Source organism: Nonomuraea phyllanthi, from assembly GCF_006334985.2.
GTDB lineage: Bacteria > Actinomycetota > Actinomycetes > Streptosporangiales > Streptosporangiaceae > Nonomuraea > Nonomuraea phyllanthi.
The window spans coordinates 104,155-120,291 of record NZ_VDLX02000024.1; the positions used below are offsets into that span (position 1 = coordinate 104,155).

Sequence of the window (16,137 nt, forward strand, 5' to 3'; positions counted from 1 at the left end):
TGTGAGCCTCTAGCGGACTCCGTACGCCCGGGTGATGGTCTGCTCGAAGCGTTCGCCCCTGGCGCCCGTCGCCGTGACCCGGAGCGACACGCCCGTGTCCGTCGCGCGGTGGGAGACGATCGCCCGGTAGCGCCCCTGCCCCAGCGGGATGAGCCCCAGCTGCCGCCACGACGTCCCGTCGTCGTACGACATCTCGACCGTCAGCCGCCTGGCGTCCCGAGCGGTGAACCCGAGCGTGACCGGAAGCGTGCGGCGCACCGTGCCCTCCAGGTCGGCGGGCACGTCGTAGTCGACGCCCAGCAGGGGCAGCGGGCCGTCGCCCGCCCCGGAGCGGAAGGTCCACGAGGTCTCGGTGGCCGTGGCGTAGCGCCACTCCTCCGAGGTGCGGGTCGTGGAGAGCTCCAGGCGGTACTCCGCGTCCTCCGGCACGGCGGGGAAGTCGCCGCGCAGGTTCGCGCGCTCCTCCACGAGCTGCCCGTCGCGGTGGAAGCGGGCCTTCGTGGTGTCCTTGTCGCCGCTGCCGCCCGCGTAGCCCTGGTGGCCGTCGGCGTCCACGAACTCGGGCACGTGGATCGAGAGCACGTCGCCGGTGCGGGTGGCGGACGTCGCGGCCGGGCGTACGACGGGAGCGAACCACCGCTCCTTGACGACCTCGCCCGCCCGGTACGCCCTGGGCACGTCGGTCAGGCCGCCGCGCAGCCGGTTCATGGACTCCCAGGTGTGCATGTGCTGGACCACGTGCTGCCACTGCGTGTCGCCGGCGCTGATGTACTCGGCCCTGTGCAGCGGCGTGCGCACCACGCGCTGGGTCTCCATCTGCAGGTCCAGGTCGTACTCCTGCCACGGCCGCCAGCCGAACCGCTGGTCCTTGCCGTACGAGCCGCCGCCGGACTCGTGGTAGCCCGTGTCGACGAGCGCGGTGTTGCGCCAGCTCACCTCGTGCACGACGCGCTCGGGGACGCGGCCGGGGGAGACCTGCATGACCTCGTACAGGTACGGGGTCGCGAAGGCGCCGGTCACCTCCAGCACGGCGTCGCCGGCCCCGGCCCGCTCCAGCAGCGCCTGGCCGCGATCGTGCGTGATCATCAGCGTGGGCAGCGGGTCGCGGGTGCCGACGGGCGACCAGGGCTGCCACATGGCGCGGCCGTCGGGCCCGACGACGATCGCCGCCGCCGCGCCGGCCTCCGCGAGACCCTTGAGCTTGGCCGTCCAGTCGCCGAACACCTCGCTGGCGATGACGACCGCCTTGCCGCGCACGTCCTCCGCGCCGAATTCGGCGAGCGGCCAGCGCTTCCTGCCCGCGATCTCCGGGGACCTGATCGTGGGACGGACCACGAGCGCGTCGCGGCCCAGCCGGGCCGTCGCCCGGGGAGCGGCCAGCTGCCAGCGGGAGGCGAACTCGAACGTGCCGTCGGCGACCGGCGCGGTGGGCGTGACGGCGAGGCCCTCGACCGAGGGGAAGTTCATCGAGCCCAGCGTGATCGTGCGAGAGCCATAGGTGCGGTGGGTGAAGTAGGTGGAGATGCCCTCCTGCATGACCGGCTGGGAGGTTTTGATCTCGACGGGTACGGCGGTCCTGGCGTCGAGCACGACCTCCATGTCCGCGGTGACGGGCAGTTCGGGCTTGACGACGAGGGTGTCGACGGGCAGCTCTTCGCTGGTCTCACCCATGATCGACTGCATGTGGTACGTGCCCTCGGGCACCTCCACCGTCCAGCCCTCGTCCTCGTGGTTGATGAAGCCGTACGCGTCGTCCCTGCTGGAGGCGCCGTACAGGGCGATCAGCGGCACGCGCGCCGGGTGGCCGTCGCGTCCGACGCCGGTGAAGTGCACCTTGTGCGTCCTGCCGCGCCGGGTCAGCGCGAGCGTGGTGTGCGCGGCCACAGAGCCGTCCGCCGTGGTGGCGGTGACGTAGCCGGCGTGCCTGCCGTGGGTCAGCCTCGCGAGGTCCACGGTGGCCTGGACGGTGGCGGTGGCTCCCGCGTCGACCGTCAGCGTCGTGGCGGACAGGCTCACCGCTCCCTCGCCCGGCGCGGTGCCGTCCAGGTTGGTGAGGGAGGGAGCGAGGGTCAGGGAGACGGGGGTCTGGCCCGTGTTGGTGTAGGTGATGGTGCCGCCGGGGGAGTCCGTGGCGCCGTCCTCGTGCACGCCGAGGCTGAGCGAGGCGGTGGCGGTGAGGGCCTGGCGCTCGGCGCGGGCCACGTCCAGGCGGCCGCCGCCCTGCTCGTACGGGGTCTGCCCCGAGATGGTCCTGGCGGTGGACACCAGGGCGTCCTTGAGCTGCCCGGCCTTCCAGCCGGGGTGGCGCTGGGCCAGGATCGCCGCCGCGCCGGCCACGTGCGGCGTGGCCATGGACGTGCCGGACAGGCGGGTGTACCTGTCGTCGAGCGGCGTGCCCAGGCCGGTGCCGGCCGCGCGGGCGGCGGTGATGTTCACGCCGGGCGCGGTGATGTCCGGCTTGATCGCCTCGTCCAGGCGCGGGCCGCGGCTGGAGAAGGGTGCGAGCGCGTCGTTCGCGTCCACCGCGCCGACGGTCAGCGCGGAGCCGGCGGCGCCCGGCGAGCCGACCGTGTACTCGTCGCCCTCGTTGCCCGCCGCGATCACGAACAGGCTGCCGGTCCGCTCCGTCAGCACGTCCACGGCGGTGCTGAGCGGGTCGGTGCCGTCGGTGGGGCCGCCGCCGAGGCTCATGTTGACGACGTCGGCGCCGCTCTCCTGGGCGGCCCACTCCATGCCCGCGAGTACCTGGGACTCGGAGCCGCTGCCCGTGGCGTCCAGCACCTTGCCGATGACCAGCTCGGCGCCGGGCGCGACGCCCTTGCGCAGGCCGTCCGACGCCGCGCCGGTGCCCGCCACGGTGGCGGCGACGTGGGTGCCGTGGCCGTGCTCGTCCTTGGCCGAGGGGTCGTCGGTGAAGTTGCGGACCTCGGTGATCTTGTCCGCGACGTCGGGGTGGCTCTGGTCGATCCCGGTGTCCAGGACGGCGACCTTCACGCCCGTCCCGTCGTACCCGTCCTGCCACGCCTGGGGCGCGCCGACCTGCGGGACGCTGTGCTCCAGCGACGCGGTGACCTTCCCGTCGAGCCAGATCCTGGCCAGCCCGTCGCGAAGGCGCGGCTCGCCCGGGGCGGAGCGCTCGGCGGACTGCTCCGGGCCCCACAGGACGGGCAGCGCGTCCTTGTCGGCCCGTAACGTGCGGGCGTTGACGCTGTGCAGCGTGACGGCCCGCGCGCCGCTGTCCTTGTAGGACAGGATGAGCGGCAGCACGTCGCTGCTCTCGTCGTCGTACCCCTGCTCGATCAGGTCGGTGACCGCGAACAGCCGCTCGTCCATGAGGCCGCGGGAGAGGTACGGCACCATGTCGGCCGGCGTGACCACGAGGTCGCCGTTCTCCTCCTTGGTGAAGAACCTGACGTCCTCGCGGCCCTTGCCGGGCCGTACGGTGGCGGCGTGCCTGCCGCCGGGGAAGTCCCGCACCGTCACGACGTCACCGGTGATCAGCGTCACGTGGTGCGGGTCTGAGGGGACCGCGGGCTCGGGCGCCGCGGCCCGCGCGGGCACCGGTACGGCTGTCATCGCCAGGCCCGCGCCCACGGCGGCGAAACGGGTGATCCATCTCATGACACGCAAGAATGGAGGATCACGCCCGCGCGTAGGACCCCCCTGGCCTGGTCAAACAGCGACATGTCGTCAAGACGACAGTCAGGCCAGGAGGGTCCCGATGATCAGCGGGTGATCAGCGGGTGGTGCAGACGGTGCCGTTGAAGGTGAAGACGGACGGCAGGACGTTCGGCCCGCTGTAGTTGCCGACGAAGCCGATCGTGGCCGTCGCGCCCGTGCCGAGCGAGCCGTTGCCGGCCTCGTTGACGACCTTCACGTCCGACCCGTCCTGCGTCCAGACGCCGCTCCAGCCGCTGCCGAGGCTCTGCCATGTCCTCGGCCAGCTGAAGTTCAGGGTCCAGCCGCTGACGGGGGCGCCGTCGTTGGTGATGTCGACGGCGCCGACGTACCCGCTGGCCCAGTCCGACTGGATGGTCAGCCGCACCGAGCAGGAGCTGGTCGCGGGCGTGCCGGTGGTGAACGTCAGCGGCGGCGAGGCCCACGACAGGTCGCCCGCGCTGTCCCGCGCGATGACGTTGACGGTGTAGCGGGTGCCGGGCTTGAGGTTGTGCGGCGTGAACGAGGTCCCGGAGGTCTCGCCGAGCTGCTCGCTGACGGCGCCGTTCTGGCGGTGGACCTCGTACTTGACGATCGGGCGCGAGCCGGGGGAGGCGGCCGGCCAGGAGATCTTGGCGGACGTGTCCGTTACCTGGGAGGCTACCGGCTGCCCTGGCGCGCCGGGGCGGCCGGCCTGCGGCGCGGCGGGGTGCAGCACCAGCGTGGTCAGCGAGAGCGGCGGCAGGGTCCTGGCCGTCGCGCTGCCCCCGGTCGATGTGGTGATGCTCGTGGCGCCGTTGGTGTGGGTCAGCACGGTGGGCGCGCCCGAGGCCGGGCTGTAGCCGGAGTAGTCGATCTCGACGGGGTACGACGTGTCCGCCGAGGTGTTGACGAGCATGACCGCCAGGTCGCCGTTCGGCCTGCGGGCGGCGTGCGCGCTGACCTTCGCCTCGCCGGACGCGGCCCGGACGAACTGGTCACCCGGCCGGGCGAACCTGCTCACCATCTCCAGCGCGTAGTACGGCGCGAAGGGCGTGTTGAGCGCCGGCTCGCAGACGCTGCCGTCGGAGTTGCAGACGCCGCTCGACAGCAGGCCGAAGTCGCCGTAGTCGGTGTGCCCCGCGACCTCCGTGACGGCGCCGATGCCGTTGTGCACGTTCCACCAGTCGACCGTGAAGACGCCGTTCGCCAGCAGCGTCGCGTACGAGTCGGCGGCGGCCAGCGCGCCGGGCTGGGTGTTGGTGCCGTTGCTGCTGGAGCCGGTGTTGAACTCGGTCATCGCGATGCCGATCCGCTCCGAGCCGGGGCCCGCGTACGCGGCGATCTGCTCGCGGGTGAGCTGGATCATGTCGGGCACGTGCCCGACCTTGTCCAGCGTGCCCGGGTACCAGTGCAGGATCACGAAGTCGATCTTCGAGCCGGCGGTGGACAGGACGACCTTGTTCCAGCTGCCGTCGTCGCCCTCGGCCGTGATCGCGTCGGGCCAGTTGGCGGGCGTGGTCAGCACCGCGCCGATCTTGATCGTGGGGTCGACCGCCTTCATGGCGTCGGCGTACGCGACGACGGTGCGGGCGTACTCGGCCGGGCTCTTGTCGGCGTGGTCGTCGGCCTCCCAGGCGGCGCCGTAGTGGCCGTTGCCGTAGTTCTCGTTGCCGATCTCCCAGAGCTTGACGCCGTAGCCCTTGACGACGTTGGCCTGGCGCACCCAGGCCGCGGCCTCCTCGGCGGTGCCGGTGCCGTAGTTGGCGGTCACCATCGCCTGCGCCCCGGTACGCCGCACGCCGCTCATGAAGGTGTCGAAGTCGGTGTCCGGGGCCACGTAGCCGCCGGGGGCGGTGTGGTCGGCCCAGTGGTAGATGTCGGAGTAGGAGCCGCCCGGATAGCGCAGCAGCTTGACCCCCGCGTCCTTGAGCAGGTCGGCGGTCTCGTCGGTGCCCAGATTGCTGTCCCAGATCGCATGGTTGGTGCCTATGCCGGTCTCGGGGACGGTGGCCAGTGCCGCACGTGCGTTGACGGTCACCGCTACGGGGGTGACGTCGTCGGCGTGCGCCGCGGGCGCGCTCAGGGCGGTCAGCGTCAGCGCGAAGGCGGACGCGGCTCGTAACAACGTTCGGGGCATCGGCGTACCTCGCCATGGTCAGCGTTGATCACTCGACGCCTCCTCCTGACCAGGAGGCACCATGATCATGGAGGGGTGCCGCGATGCCCGTCAAACGTCGCTGAAACTTTCACGCCACCGGTCAGTTGTACTTGTACAGCCTGGTGGCGATCCGCTGGTTGCCGTTGAACACCGAGGCGCGGTACATGCTGATGCGCAGCTCGCCGTGCTCGGCCTTGCCGCAGGTGTTCGTCCCGGCCAGCTGGTGGATCTCGAACCGGGCCGTCGGGTCGCCGGCGACGTAGTACTCGGCGCGCGCCTGGCGCCGGTCGGCGCGGGTGTCGCAGGCGAAGACGAACGTGTCGCGCCCGCCGAAGCAGAGGGTGGCGGCGCCCTTGGTGGAGGTGCACGTCTTGGAGCGGGCGCGGGCGGCGGCGGGGGTCACCCGCGTCTGCCGCTTGACGGGATATTTCGTCATGTCGTGGACGGTCTTCCACTTGCCGTACTTGACCCGGCGGTCGCCGTTGTAGATGGCGGCCCTGAAGGTCACGACCCGCCCGATCTCGCGGGTGCCCCGTACCGCGCCCTTGCGGCCGGTGTTGTGGATGACGTACTTGGTGCCGAGATAGCCGTTGAGGTAGTACTCGACGGCCGGGTGGTAGTGGTCGTTCGCCGTGTCCTCGATCGTGATTCCCGGACGCTCGCTGCCGTCCGGCCCGACGCACGCCCGCGCGCCCCTGAGCCGCAGGCATTCGAGATCGTCCGCGACGCCGGCGGGAGCGGACGCCGTGGCCACCGGCACGGCGGGCCGCGGCTCGGCCACTGCGGGCCTGGGCTGGGCCGCGGCGGGACGGGGGCTCGCGCCGGCGGCGGCCCCGTGGCCGCCGAGCACGACCGCCGCCATCGCGACGCCCGCTAAGAGGGTACGACCCATGGAACCTCACCAGCCTCACAAGTCACAAAGCGCTTCGTGTGGGAGTGTGACGTGGGAAATGCCGGAAAGGTTGTGAATTATTCAGAGAAGGTGCAGGAATCCCGCCTCGTCCGCGAGATCAGCGTGGCCACCCCGAGCAGCAGCGCGCTCTGGGCGAGCATGCCGGGCGCGAGCGGCGGAGCCTGGCCGACCGACTTGGTCAGCGCGTACCACCACTGCGTGAGTGGCGAGAGCGTGTCCCACGACGGGTCCATCGCGCCCATGCCGTGGTTGACGGACACGTGCATGAAGACGCCGTACGCGGACGCGAGCAGGACGACCAGCGCGACGATCCGTACCACGGCGGTCGCGCGCGGGGTGTCGCGCGCGGCCAGCACGACCAGCGCGAACGCGAGCAGGGCCAATGCCACCCACGGGATGAGCTGCACCGGGGTCTGCCAGTGGCGCTCGAAGGCGAGCTCCAGCGCGGCGCCCGCGATGCCGATCGCGACCAGCGCGAGCAGGCCGATCCGCACCGCGGCGAGGCCCGCGGGGCGGGCGGCGAGCTTCGGTGACGTCGGGGTCGAGGTCGAGGTTGAGGCCATGCGGGACCACCATCCGGTACGAGACGAGCTCCGGTCGGCTCCACGCTTTCCGCGCTCCCTCAGAGCTTCATGTGCGAAATCTGAAGATCTCGTGAGAATGCATTCTGCGTGGCATGGATTCCGACAGTGCGGGATGATTTGCCCATGGACGTACTCGCGGCCGCCGTGGCGATCCTCGCCCTCGTGCTCAACGGGCTGATGGCGGGCATCTACTTCGCGTTCTCGACGGCGGTCATGCCGGCACTCGACGCCGTCGGCGAGGAGCCGGCCGCCGCCGCCATGCGCAGCGTCAACAGGAAGATCCTCAACCCGCGGTTCCTGCCGACGTTCACCCTGTCGCCGGTCGCCGCGCTGGTGGCCGGGGTCCTGCTGCTGGTCGCCGGGGCCGTCCTGCCGGGCGCGCTGGCCGTCGCCGCCGCCGTGGCCGGCTTCCTCGGCTCCATCGGGGTGACGGCCGCGGTCAACGTGCCGCTGAACAACGCGCTCGACGCGGGCGAGGTGGGCTGGCCCGGCTACGCGCCGCGCTGGACCCGCTGGAACAGCGTGCGCGGCTGGGCCTGCGCGCTCGCCGTGGCCCTGCTGGGCGCCGCGCTGTACCTCTGGGAATGACCGGTACGGCGGCGCCGTACCGGACCGCTGAAGGCTACATGTTGATCATGTGTCCGGCGAGGCCGTGGATCGCCTCCTTGACCGCCTCTCCGAGGGTGGGGTGCGCGTGGACGTTGCGCGCGACCTCGTGCACCGTCAGGTCCCACTGCTGGGCCAGCGTCAGCTCCGGCAGCAGCTCGGTGACCTCGGGCCCGATCAGGTGGGCGCCCAGCAGCTCGCCGTGCGTGTCATCGCTGATGATCTTCACGAAGCCGCCGCTGTCGCCGAGGCCGTGCGCCTTGCCGTTGGCCGTGAACGGGAACTTCGCCACCTTCACGTCATAACCGAGGTCGCGCGCCTGCGCCTCGGTGTAGCCGAAGCTCGCCACCTGCGGCTGGCAGTAGGTCGCCCGCGGGATCATCACGTAGTCGAGCTCCATGGTCTCCGCGTCGGCGATCGTCTCGGCGGCGATGATGCCCATGGCCTCCGCCGCGTGCGCCAGCATCAGCTTGGCGGTGACGTCGCCGATGGCGAAGATGTGCGGCACGTTCGTCCGGCAGCGCCCGTCGACCGCGATGGCGCCCCGCTCGGTCAGCGCCACGCCCGTCTTGTCCAGGCCGTAGCCCTCGACGCGCGGCTGGAACCCGATGGCCTGCAGCACCTTGTCGGCCTCCAGCACCTGCGTCTGGTCGCCCCTGGTGACGGTGACCTTGACGGAGGCGCCGGTGTCCTCGATGGCGTCCACGCGGGTCGAGGTCAGCACCTCGATGCCGAGCCGCTTGTAGCGCTTGGCCAGCTCGGCCGACACGTCGGCGTCCTCCAGCGGCACCATGCGGTCGAGGAACTCCACGATCGTCACCTTGACGCCGTAGTTGTGCAGCACGTACGCGAACTCCACGCCGATCGCGCCGGCGCCCGCGATGATGATGCTGCCGGGCAGCTCCTCGGTGAGGATCTGCTCCTCGTACGTCACCACGCGCTCGGACAGCCGCGTGCCGGGGATCAGCCGGGTGGTCGCGCCGGCCGCGATGATGCAGTGGGAGAACGTGATCGTCTCGCCGTTCACCTGGAGCGTGTTGGCGTCGAGGAACGTGCCCCGGCCGTCGTACTCCGTGATGGCGTTCTTCTTCATCAGGTAGTGAACGCCCTTGACCCGCCCGTCGGCCACCTTGCGGCTGCGCTGGAAGGCCGCCCCGTAGTCGAAGGTGACCTCGCCGCTGATGCCGAACGTCTTGGCCTCGTTGTTGAAGATGTGGGCCAGCTCGGCGTTGCGCAGCAGCGCCTTGGATGGGATGCAGCCCACGTTCAGGCAGACGCCACCCCAGTACTTCTCCTCGACGACCGCGGTGCGCAGCCCGAGCTGGGCGGCGCGGACCGCGGCCGTGTAACCTCCCGGGCCAGCGCCGAGGACGACGACGTCATAGTGAGTGCTCATGAGTCGGACCATACCGCCAGCTAGACATCGACCTTGTACGAGAGGGTCAGCTCGTCGGCGGGCACCCCGCGGATTCCCCAGTTGACCTTGGGCGTGTCGATGATGGTGATCTCGACGTCCTCCGGATCATAGCCGGATTTGTCGTAGATCTCCCTGATCAGCGCCCGCTTGGCGTCGTCGCTGCGTCCCGTGAAACAGATCACCTCGATGATGAGGTAGCGCTCGCTGCGCGCCGGGCAGACGAAGTCGTCCTCGTCCAGCAGCAGGAAGCGGTGGAACCGCTTCTCCGGCGGCAGTCCCCACGCGCTCACCAGGCACGACTGCAGCAGGTCGGAGACCTCTCGCTGCCGCCCGGCCCAGACGTCCCTGCGCCCGTACACCTTCACCTGTGCCATACCGGCCCATCCTAGGGTCGGCCAAGATAGAGCACGTGATCCGCATACTTCTCGCCGACGACGAGGCGATGATCCGCGCCGGGGTCCGGGCGATCCTCGACTCCGACCCGTCACTGGAGGTGGTGGCCGAGGCGGGCGACGGCAGGCAGGCCGTCGACCTGACCCTCAGCCACCACCCCGACGTGGCGCTGCTCGACATCCGCATGCCGAGGCTCGACGGGCTGGCCGCGGCGGCCGAGCTGCGCCGGGTCGCGCCGAGCACGGCGGTGGTGATGCTGACCACATTCGGGGAGGACGACTACATCGCCAAGGCGCTCGACGTGGGGGCCAGCGGGTTCCTGCTCAAGTCGGGCGACCCGCGCGAGCTGATCGCCGGGATCCACGCGGTGGCCGAGGGCGCGGCGTACCTGTCGCCCAAGGTGGCCCAGCGGGTGATAGCGCAGCTGGCCGGCGGCCGGATGGCCAAGGGCGCCAGGGCCCGCGACCGCGTCGAGGCTCTGACAGAACGCGAGCGCGAGGTGCTGGCCCTGCTCGGGGCCGGCCTGTCCAACGCCGAGATCGCCCGCGAGCTGCACGTCGTCGAGGGCACGGTGAAGGCGTACGTGAGCGCGATCCTCACCCGGCTCGACGTCCGCAACCGCGTGCAGGCCGCGATCATCGCCCACGAGGCCGGATTGGTAGCCTGACCCGTGATGTATCGCCTCGTGTTCTCGCAGGTCTTGCGGCGTTTCGACGCCGAGGCCGTGCACCGCCTGACCGTGAGCGCCCTCGCGCTCCTCGCGCGGCTGCCGCTGCTCAAGCGGCTGCTCCACCGCGCGTTCGCCCCGCATGACCCGGCCCTGCGGGTGAGCGCGTTCGGCGTGCACTTCCCCGGCCCGCTCGGGCTGGCCGCCGGCTTCGACAAGGACGCCGCGTGCGCCGAGGGCATCGCCGCGCTCGGCTTCGGCCACGTCGAGGTCGGCACGATCACCGCGCACGCCCAGCCGGGCAACCCGCGCCCGCGCCTGTTCCGGCTGGTGCGGGAGCACGCGGTGATCAACCGGATGGGCTTCAACAACGCCGGGGCCGCGGCCGCCGCCCGCAGGCTGCGCCGCACCCGCGGCGTCCCCGTCGTGGTCGGGGTGAACATCGGCAAGACCAAGGTGGTGCCCGAGTCGGGGGCCGTGGCCGACTACGTCGCCAGCGCCCGGCGGCTCGCCCCGCTGGCCGACTACCTCGTCGTCAACGTCAGCTCGCCCAACACGCCGGGGCTGCGCGACCTCCAGGCGGTCTCGCTGCTGCGCCCGCTGCTCACCGCGGTCAAGGAGGTCGCCGACGGCACGCCCCGCCGCACGCCGCTGCTGGTGAAGATCGCGCCCGACCTCGCCGACGAGGACGTCGACGCGGTCGCGGACCTGGCGCTGGAGCTGGGCATCGACGGCATCATCGCCACCAACACCACGATCAGGCACGGCGGCGAGACCGGCGGGCTGTCCGGCCGCCCGCTCAAGGCCCGCTCGCTGGAGGTGCTCAGGCGCCTGCGCGCCAAGGTGGGCGACCGCCTCACGCTGGTGTCGGTCGGCGGCGTGGAGGACGTGGACGACGTCTGGGAGCGCCTGCTGGCCGGGGCGACCCTGGTGCAGGGCTACACCGGCTGGATCTACGGCGGCCCGCTGTGGGCCTCGCACATCCACCGCTCGCTGTCGAGGAGGCTGCGCCGCCACGGCATGAAATCCATCACCGAGGCGATCGGCCGCACGGCCTAGTCTAGGACGAATGATCGAAGAAGCACCTCTCTCCGACGGCGTCGTCCTGCGCCCGGCCGCCGAGCAGGACGCCGAGGCCCTGCTGCAGGCCTACCTCCGCAACCGCGACCACCTGAGGCGCTGGGAGCCCCGCAGGCCGGAGGAGTTCTTCACCCTGCAGGGCCAGGCCCTGCGGCTGAAGGACCTGCTGGAGCAGCGGGCCCAGGGCCGCGCGATGCCGTGGCTGCTGGTCGAGGGCGAGAAGGTCGTGGGCCGCATGACGCTCACCGGCATCGTCCGCGGCCCCTGGCTGAGCGCCGACCTCGGCTACTGGGTGGACGGCGACTACACCGGGCGCGGCCTGGCCACCGGGGCCGTGCGCGAGGTGTGCCGCATCGCCGACCAGGTGCTGAAGCTGCACAGGATCGCCGCCGGCACCCTGATCGACAACGCGGCCTCCCAGAACGTCCTGCTCAAGACCGGGTTCGAGCCGTACGGAACGGCCGAGCGCTACCTCGAGATCGACGGCAGGTGGCAGGACCACCGCCTCTTCCAGCGCATACTCAACGACCGCCCGGCCTTCTGAGTCACACGCTGGGCCGGGTCGACTCGGCGTCGTGCGTCATGGCGTCGATGCGGGTCATCACGTCGGAGACGTCGACCACGGCAGGCCGGTGCGGTCGCCGCCGCTGCCACGGGTGCGGCCCCGCGAGGGGCCGGTACTCCACGCCGATCGCGTCCAGCCGCCCGAGGTGGCGCTCCAGCCGCTCGTCGAAGCCGCCGGCCGCCGAGCCCGCCCAGGCCACCTCCGCCAGTGCGCAGGACCTCGGCCACAGCCGGTAGTCGACCGTGCGCGCGTCGGGCACCCGCTCGGTCCACAGCTGCGCCTGCACCCCGATGACCCGGGCGCGCTCCTCCTCCGCCCACTCCTCGGGCGCCGGGCCGAACGCGGCCACGTCGGAGACGGTGATCGCGTCGCCGATGGCCATCGGCTCGTCGGGGGAGGACGCCTCGGCGTAGTCGAAGTACAGCGGGAACACGGGGGTCGCCACCACGTCGTGGCCCGCCGCCGCGGCCCTGCGGCCCACGCCCATGCCGCGCCACGGCATGACCACGGTGTCCGCGCGCAACCGGCCGCTGACGAACGCCTCGTCCCACACCACGGCCCGCGCGCCCCGCTCGGCCAGCGCGTCGGCCAGCCGCCGCAGGAACCACGCCTGCAGGTCGTTGGCGGAGGCCAGCCCCAGCGAGTCGCGGTACGCGGCGATCTCCGCCGACTCGGCCCAGCGGTCCAGCACGACCTCGTCACCGCCGATGTGCACGTAGGGCGTCTCGCCCAGCGCCCCGATCAGCTCGTCGAAGATCGTGGTGAGGAACTCGACGGTCGGCGGCAGCGGCGACAGGATCGCGCGGGAGATGCCCCAGCGGTCGAGCACGTCGTGCGGCTCCCCGGTCGCCCCGAGCGCCGGGTACGCCGCCAGGATCGCCGAGGCGTGCCCCGGCACGTCGATCTCGGGAACGATCGTGACACACCGGGCGCGGGCGTAGGCGCCGATCTCCGCCAGGTCGTCGAGCGTGTAGTAGCCGCCGTGCGGGACGTCGTCGTACGTCGCGGGCTCGCGCCCCGGGTTGGTCGCCGTGCGCGGCCGGTGCGAGGAGATCTCGTGCAGCAGCGGGTACGCCCTGCTCTCCACCCGCCACCCCTGGTCGTCGGCCAGGTGCAGGTGGAGCCGGTTGAGCTTGTGCATCGCCATCAGGTCGACCAGGCGCAGGATCTCGCGCTTGGGGAAGAAGTGGCGCGCCACGTCGAGGTGCAGGCCCCGCCAGGCGAACCGGGGCGCGTCCTCGATCCGCACCCCGGGCACGCTCCACGCGGACCCGGGGGAGAGGCGGTAGGACGCGTCGGGCAGCAACTGGTGCAGCGACTGCGCCGCGTAGAAGGCGCCGGCCCGCCCGCCGGCCACGATCTCCACGCCGCGCGAGCCGACCGTCATCCGGTACGCCTCCTCGCCGAGCCCGGGATCACGCCGTACGTCGATCTCGCCCGAGTCGCCGGGGCGCAGGTCGAGCACGGGGAGCGCGAGGCGTACGGCGTCGAGCAGGTCGCCGGACACGGTCGCGCCCGGCGACAGCTGGAACGAGGCGGAAAGGTCGGTGAGCAGCTCAGGACGAGGGATCATGCTTTCAGATAGTGCTGCAATCCGTTCGCCAGCGCCACCGCGACCTCCTGCCGGAACTTCGGGTTCTTGAACTTGGCGGCGTCACCGGCGTTGCGCATGTTGCCGCACTCGATGAAGATCTTCGGCACCGTCGAGAGGTTGAGCCCGCCCAGGTCGTTGCGGTAGTCGAGGGCCTTGCGGCCGATGTAGTTGGAGTACGGCATGCCGGTGCCCTCGGCGTACGCGTTGCGCACGGCGATGCCGAGGTCGCTGGACCTGCCCACGACGGGGTCCACCGGGCCGTGGATCTTCTTCGGCATGATGATGTGGAAGCCGTGGTTGTCCGGCCCCGCGCCGTCGCCGTGGATGGAGATCGCCGCGTCGGCGTCGGCCTTGTTGCCGATCGCCGCCCGCTCGGTGATGCAGGGGCCGACCCCGTTGTTGCCGTGCCTGGTCAGCTTGACCGTGGCGCCGCGGGATTCGAGGATCTTGGTCAGCCTCCGGGAGACGTCCCACGTGAAGGAGGCCTCGGTGTAGCCGCTGTCGGTCTCCGTGCCGGTCGTGTCGCAGGCCTTCCACTTGGTCAGCACGTTGACCTGGCGGTTGATGGCCGCCGGGGCGCGGTAGTTGCCGCCGTTGTGGCCCGGGTCGATTGCGATGACCTTGCCTTCGAGCGGCTTGGCCGCGCGCGTGCGCGACTCGGCGGGCGACGCCGTGGGCGTCAGCTCGGCGGTCGGCTGGTCGGCGGTCGGCTGGTCGGCCGGGGTCTGCTGCTCCCCGACGTTCACACGAGGGGCCTGATCCGCCGCGGCGTCACCGGAGCTGGTGCCGCCGCACGCGGTGGCGATCAGGCCGCATACGACGAGAACTGAGGCTGGCAGAGCACGCATGGCATCCAACTTACGGCAAACGTCGAGCTCAGGGCCCTGATACGCCGACCACGGCGAATGGAGAGGCCGGTGTGTCCCGTGGTTCGCGGGCTTTACCGGCCGCCGGTCGAGCGAGCCGCCGCCTCTTCACCGCCGGTCCTCACCCCCAGACGTGCTCGCCGACCTCCTGCCGCTCCAGCAGCGCGGCCAGCTCCCGCGCGTCCTCGGCGTCGAGTCCGAGGACCACGCGGGGCCGGCCCCACGGGTGGTCGAGGGAGTGGGCGACGTAGCTGGCGACCGACTCGGCGGCGCCGTCGTTGCCCCGACCCCTGCCGGCCCGCCAGTGCCCCCAGGCACGCTCGAGCTCGGCAGCCGCGCGCTGGGCGCAGGACACCAGTTCCGGATCACGCATGACTGTTCCCCCGGATCAGACCGTGACCGGAGTGAATCCGGCCACAATTAGCATGACCCTGACGAGTAAACAGCCGCGCGGCCACGTCTCCGCGCGGCTTGACCCAGCTTTGATGCTCTCTTAGGCGGGACCCGTGCTGCGCCGCACGATCAGCTCGGGGTGGATCTCGCGCAGGCGCGAGCCCTTGCCGGGATCCCCGATCCGGTCGCTGAGCAGCGCCGCCGCCGACCTGCCCATGGTGCGCCTGGCCTGGTCGATGGAGGTCAGCGAGACGTGATGGGAGGCCGCGAGGTGGGTGTTGTCGTAACCGACCACCGAGAGGTCCTCGGGGACGCGCAGGCCCAGTTCGCCGGCGGCCGCGAGCACGCCGAGCGCCACCACGTCATTGGCGGCGAAGATCGCCGTGGGCCTGGGGTCGCGGGTCAGCAGCGCGAGCGCCGCCTCCTTGCCGCCCTCCTCGGTGGAGTCCGCGGCCTCGACCATGATGTACGGCGCCAGCGAGTGCCTGCGCATCGCCACGAGGTAGCCCTCGCAGCGTGACGACCGGCGGCCCTCGATGTGCGCGATGCGCTTGTGCCCCAGCTCGACCAGGTGGTCGATGGCCAGGCGGGCGCCGAGCCGGTCGTCGTCGACCACGATGTCGACGACGTCGAGCTCGATGTCACGTTCCCCTACGACCACGGTCGGGGTGTAGGCGGTGGCCTCGATCAGCGTCTCGCTGGTCGGGGCGATGCCCAGCAGGACCAGCCCGTCGACCCTGAGCTCCAGGAAGGCCTCCACGGCCTCGTCCTCGAACGCGGGGTCCCACTGGCTGTTCCCGATGAGCATGCGCAGGCCGTCGCCGTGCAGGCTCTCCTGCAGGCCGTCGAGGAACTCGGCGTAGAACGGGTTGTGCAGGTCGGCGACGAGCGCGCCCACCAGATGCGTACGGCCCTCGACCAGGCTCCTCGCGACCGCGTTCGGCCGGTAACCCAGCTCGCGCGCCGCTTGGAGCACGGCCTGGCGCCGGTGCTCGCTCACGTGCGGGGAACCGCGTAGCACGAGAGACACCAGCGATTTCGAGACGCCGGCTCGCTCCGCGACGTTGCGGATGGTCGGTCTGGGCCGAGGCAGCGTGTCTACCTCCCTCAGCTCAGTGATGGTTGAAGTATTGACGGGCGGTCCTGACATGTGTCTCCCCCGCGATGCGGATATGGGCACCTGTCTGACCAAACGATCGAGTCAGCCGCAGGGTACGGCTTCGTCGCCGATTGACTCAGGGGGCGCCGGCATTGACTGGATA

At 71.4% G+C, this 16,137-nt stretch carries 14 protein-coding genes; 4 read left to right on the forward strand and 10 right to left on the reverse strand.

All coding sequences use genetic code 11. The annotated features are described in order from the left end of the window. Positions 1-9: 9 nt before the first annotated feature. From FH608_RS43590 to FH608_RS43605, 4 genes are all read right to left on the reverse strand, one after another. Positions 10-3,621 (reverse strand): S8 family peptidase, encoded by a 3,612-nt coding sequence (locus tag FH608_RS43590; RefSeq protein ID WP_139636918.1) that lies wholly within the window; start codon positions 3,619-3,621, stop codon positions 10-12. 115 nt (positions 3,622-3,736) lie between these two features. Then, a complete protein-coding gene (locus FH608_RS43595; protein WP_139636919.1) occupies positions 3,737-5,776 on the reverse strand; it encodes a cellulose binding domain-containing protein in 2,040 nt (679 codons plus the stop codon). A 121-nt stretch (positions 5,777-5,897) separates the two neighbouring features. Further along, complete coding sequence (locus FH608_RS43600) at positions 5,898-6,689, reverse strand: hypothetical protein (protein ID WP_139636920.1); 792 nt, start codon at positions 6,687-6,689, stop codon at positions 5,898-5,900. A 77-nt stretch (positions 6,690-6,766) separates the two neighbouring features. Continuing rightward, a complete protein-coding gene (locus FH608_RS43605) occupies positions 6,767-7,273 on the reverse strand; it encodes a hypothetical protein (RefSeq protein ID WP_226900436.1) in 507 nt (168 codons plus the stop codon). A 144-nt stretch (positions 7,274-7,417) separates the two neighbouring features. On the opposite strand from FH608_RS43605, the gene FH608_RS43610 reads away from it, so the two are divergent. Continuing rightward, positions 7,418-7,882, forward strand: a complete 465-nt coding sequence (locus tag FH608_RS43610) for an anthrone oxygenase family protein (protein WP_139636921.1) — start codon at positions 7,418-7,420, stop codon at positions 7,880-7,882. A gap of 34 nt (positions 7,883-7,916) precedes the next feature. On the opposite strand, the gene lpdA is transcribed toward FH608_RS43610, so the two are convergent. Then, positions 7,917-9,296 (reverse strand): dihydrolipoyl dehydrogenase, encoded by a 1,380-nt coding sequence (gene lpdA / locus FH608_RS43615; RefSeq protein ID WP_139636922.1) that lies wholly within the window; start codon positions 9,294-9,296, stop codon positions 7,917-7,919. Positions 9,297-9,316: 20 nt separating this feature from the next. Continuing rightward, complete coding sequence (locus tag FH608_RS43620) at positions 9,317-9,691, reverse strand: tautomerase family protein (protein ID WP_139636923.1); 375 nt, start codon at positions 9,689-9,691, stop codon at positions 9,317-9,319. Positions 9,692-9,726: 35 nt separating this feature from the next. Between FH608_RS43620 and FH608_RS43625 the strand changes: the two genes are divergently transcribed. Genes FH608_RS43625 through FH608_RS43635 form a run of 3 tightly spaced genes read left to right on the forward strand, consistent with a single transcriptional unit; the run spans position 9,727 to position 12,001 of the window. Further along, a complete protein-coding gene (locus FH608_RS43625; protein WP_139636924.1) occupies positions 9,727-10,377 on the forward strand; it encodes a response regulator in 651 nt (216 codons plus the stop codon). 6 nt (positions 10,378-10,383) lie between these two features. Further along, positions 10,384-11,436 (forward strand): quinone-dependent dihydroorotate dehydrogenase, encoded by a 1,053-nt coding sequence (locus FH608_RS43630; protein WP_139636925.1) that lies wholly within the window; start codon positions 10,384-10,386, stop codon positions 11,434-11,436. A 10-nt stretch (positions 11,437-11,446) separates the two neighbouring features. Continuing rightward, positions 11,447-12,001 (forward strand): GNAT family N-acetyltransferase, encoded by a 555-nt coding sequence (locus tag FH608_RS43635; protein ID WP_139636926.1) that lies wholly within the window; start codon positions 11,447-11,449, stop codon positions 11,999-12,001. 1 nt (position 12,002) lies between these two features. Here FH608_RS43635 and FH608_RS43640 read toward each other — a convergent pair whose 3' ends face one another. The 4 genes from FH608_RS43640 to FH608_RS43655 all read right to left on the reverse strand — a co-directional run bounded on the left by FH608_RS43640 (position 12,003) and on the right by FH608_RS43655 (position 16,025). Next, positions 12,003-13,595 carry a beta-N-acetylhexosaminidase gene (locus tag FH608_RS43640; RefSeq protein WP_139636927.1) on the reverse strand — a complete coding sequence of 531 codons (1,593 nt, stop codon included), beginning with the start codon at positions 13,593-13,595 and terminating at the stop codon, positions 12,003-12,005. Continuing rightward, positions 13,592-14,464: an N-acetylmuramoyl-L-alanine amidase gene (locus FH608_RS43645; protein WP_139636928.1), complete on the reverse strand. Its 873-nt coding sequence runs from the start codon at positions 14,462-14,464 to the stop codon at positions 13,592-13,594. Before FH608_RS43645 ends, FH608_RS43640 begins: the two co-directional genes overlap by 4 nt. 139 nt (positions 14,465-14,603) lie before the next feature. Further along, positions 14,604-14,855 carry a hypothetical protein gene (locus FH608_RS43650; RefSeq protein ID WP_139636929.1) on the reverse strand — a complete coding sequence of 84 codons (252 nt, stop codon included), beginning with the start codon at positions 14,853-14,855 and terminating at the stop codon, positions 14,604-14,606. Positions 14,856-14,975: 120 nt separating this feature from the next. After that, the gene (locus FH608_RS43655) at positions 14,976-16,025 is read right to left on the reverse strand and encodes a LacI family DNA-binding transcriptional regulator (RefSeq protein WP_226900437.1); all 1,050 of its coding nucleotides are present in this window, start codon (positions 16,023-16,025) and stop codon (positions 14,976-14,978) included. Positions 16,026-16,137: the final 112 nt, after the last annotated feature.

Coding starts and splice junctions, on each gene's coding strand:
- FH608_RS43590 (WP_139636918.1), bottom strand. CDS start 3,621: ATGAGATGGATCACCCGTTTCGCCGCCGTGGGCGCGGGCCTGGCGATG.
- FH608_RS43595 (WP_139636919.1), bottom strand. CDS start 5,776: ATGCCCCGAACGTTGTTACGAGCCGCGTCCGCCTTCGCGCTGACGCTG.
- FH608_RS43600 (WP_139636920.1), bottom strand. CDS start 6,689: ATGGGTCGTACCCTCTTAGCGGGCGTCGCGATGGCGGCGGTCGTGCTC.
- FH608_RS43605 (WP_226900436.1), bottom strand. CDS start 7,273: ATGGCCTCAACCTCGACCTCGACCCCGACGTCACCGAAGCTCGCCGCC.
- FH608_RS43610 (WP_139636921.1), top strand. CDS start 7,418: ATGGACGTACTCGCGGCCGCCGTGGCGATCCTCGCCCTCGTGCTCAAC.
- lpdA (WP_139636922.1), bottom strand. CDS start 9,296: ATGAGCACTCACTATGACGTCGTCGTCCTCGGCGCTGGCCCGGGAGGT.
- FH608_RS43620 (WP_139636923.1), bottom strand. CDS start 9,691: ATGGCACAGGTGAAGGTGTACGGGCGCAGGGACGTCTGGGCCGGGCGG.
- FH608_RS43630 (WP_139636925.1), top strand. CDS start 10,384: ATGTATCGCCTCGTGTTCTCGCAGGTCTTGCGGCGTTTCGACGCCGAG.
- FH608_RS43635 (WP_139636926.1), top strand. CDS start 11,447: ATGATCGAAGAAGCACCTCTCTCCGACGGCGTCGTCCTGCGCCCGGCC.
- FH608_RS43640 (WP_139636927.1), bottom strand. CDS start 13,595: ATGATCCCTCGTCCTGAGCTGCTCACCGACCTTTCCGCCTCGTTCCAG.
- FH608_RS43645 (WP_139636928.1), bottom strand. CDS start 14,464: ATGCGTGCTCTGCCAGCCTCAGTTCTCGTCGTATGCGGCCTGATCGCC.
- FH608_RS43650 (WP_139636929.1), bottom strand. CDS start 14,855: ATGCGTGATCCGGAACTGGTGTCCTGCGCCCAGCGCGCGGCTGCCGAG.
- FH608_RS43655 (WP_226900437.1), bottom strand. CDS start 16,025: ATGTCAGGACCGCCCGTCAATACTTCAACCATCACTGAGCTGAGGGAG.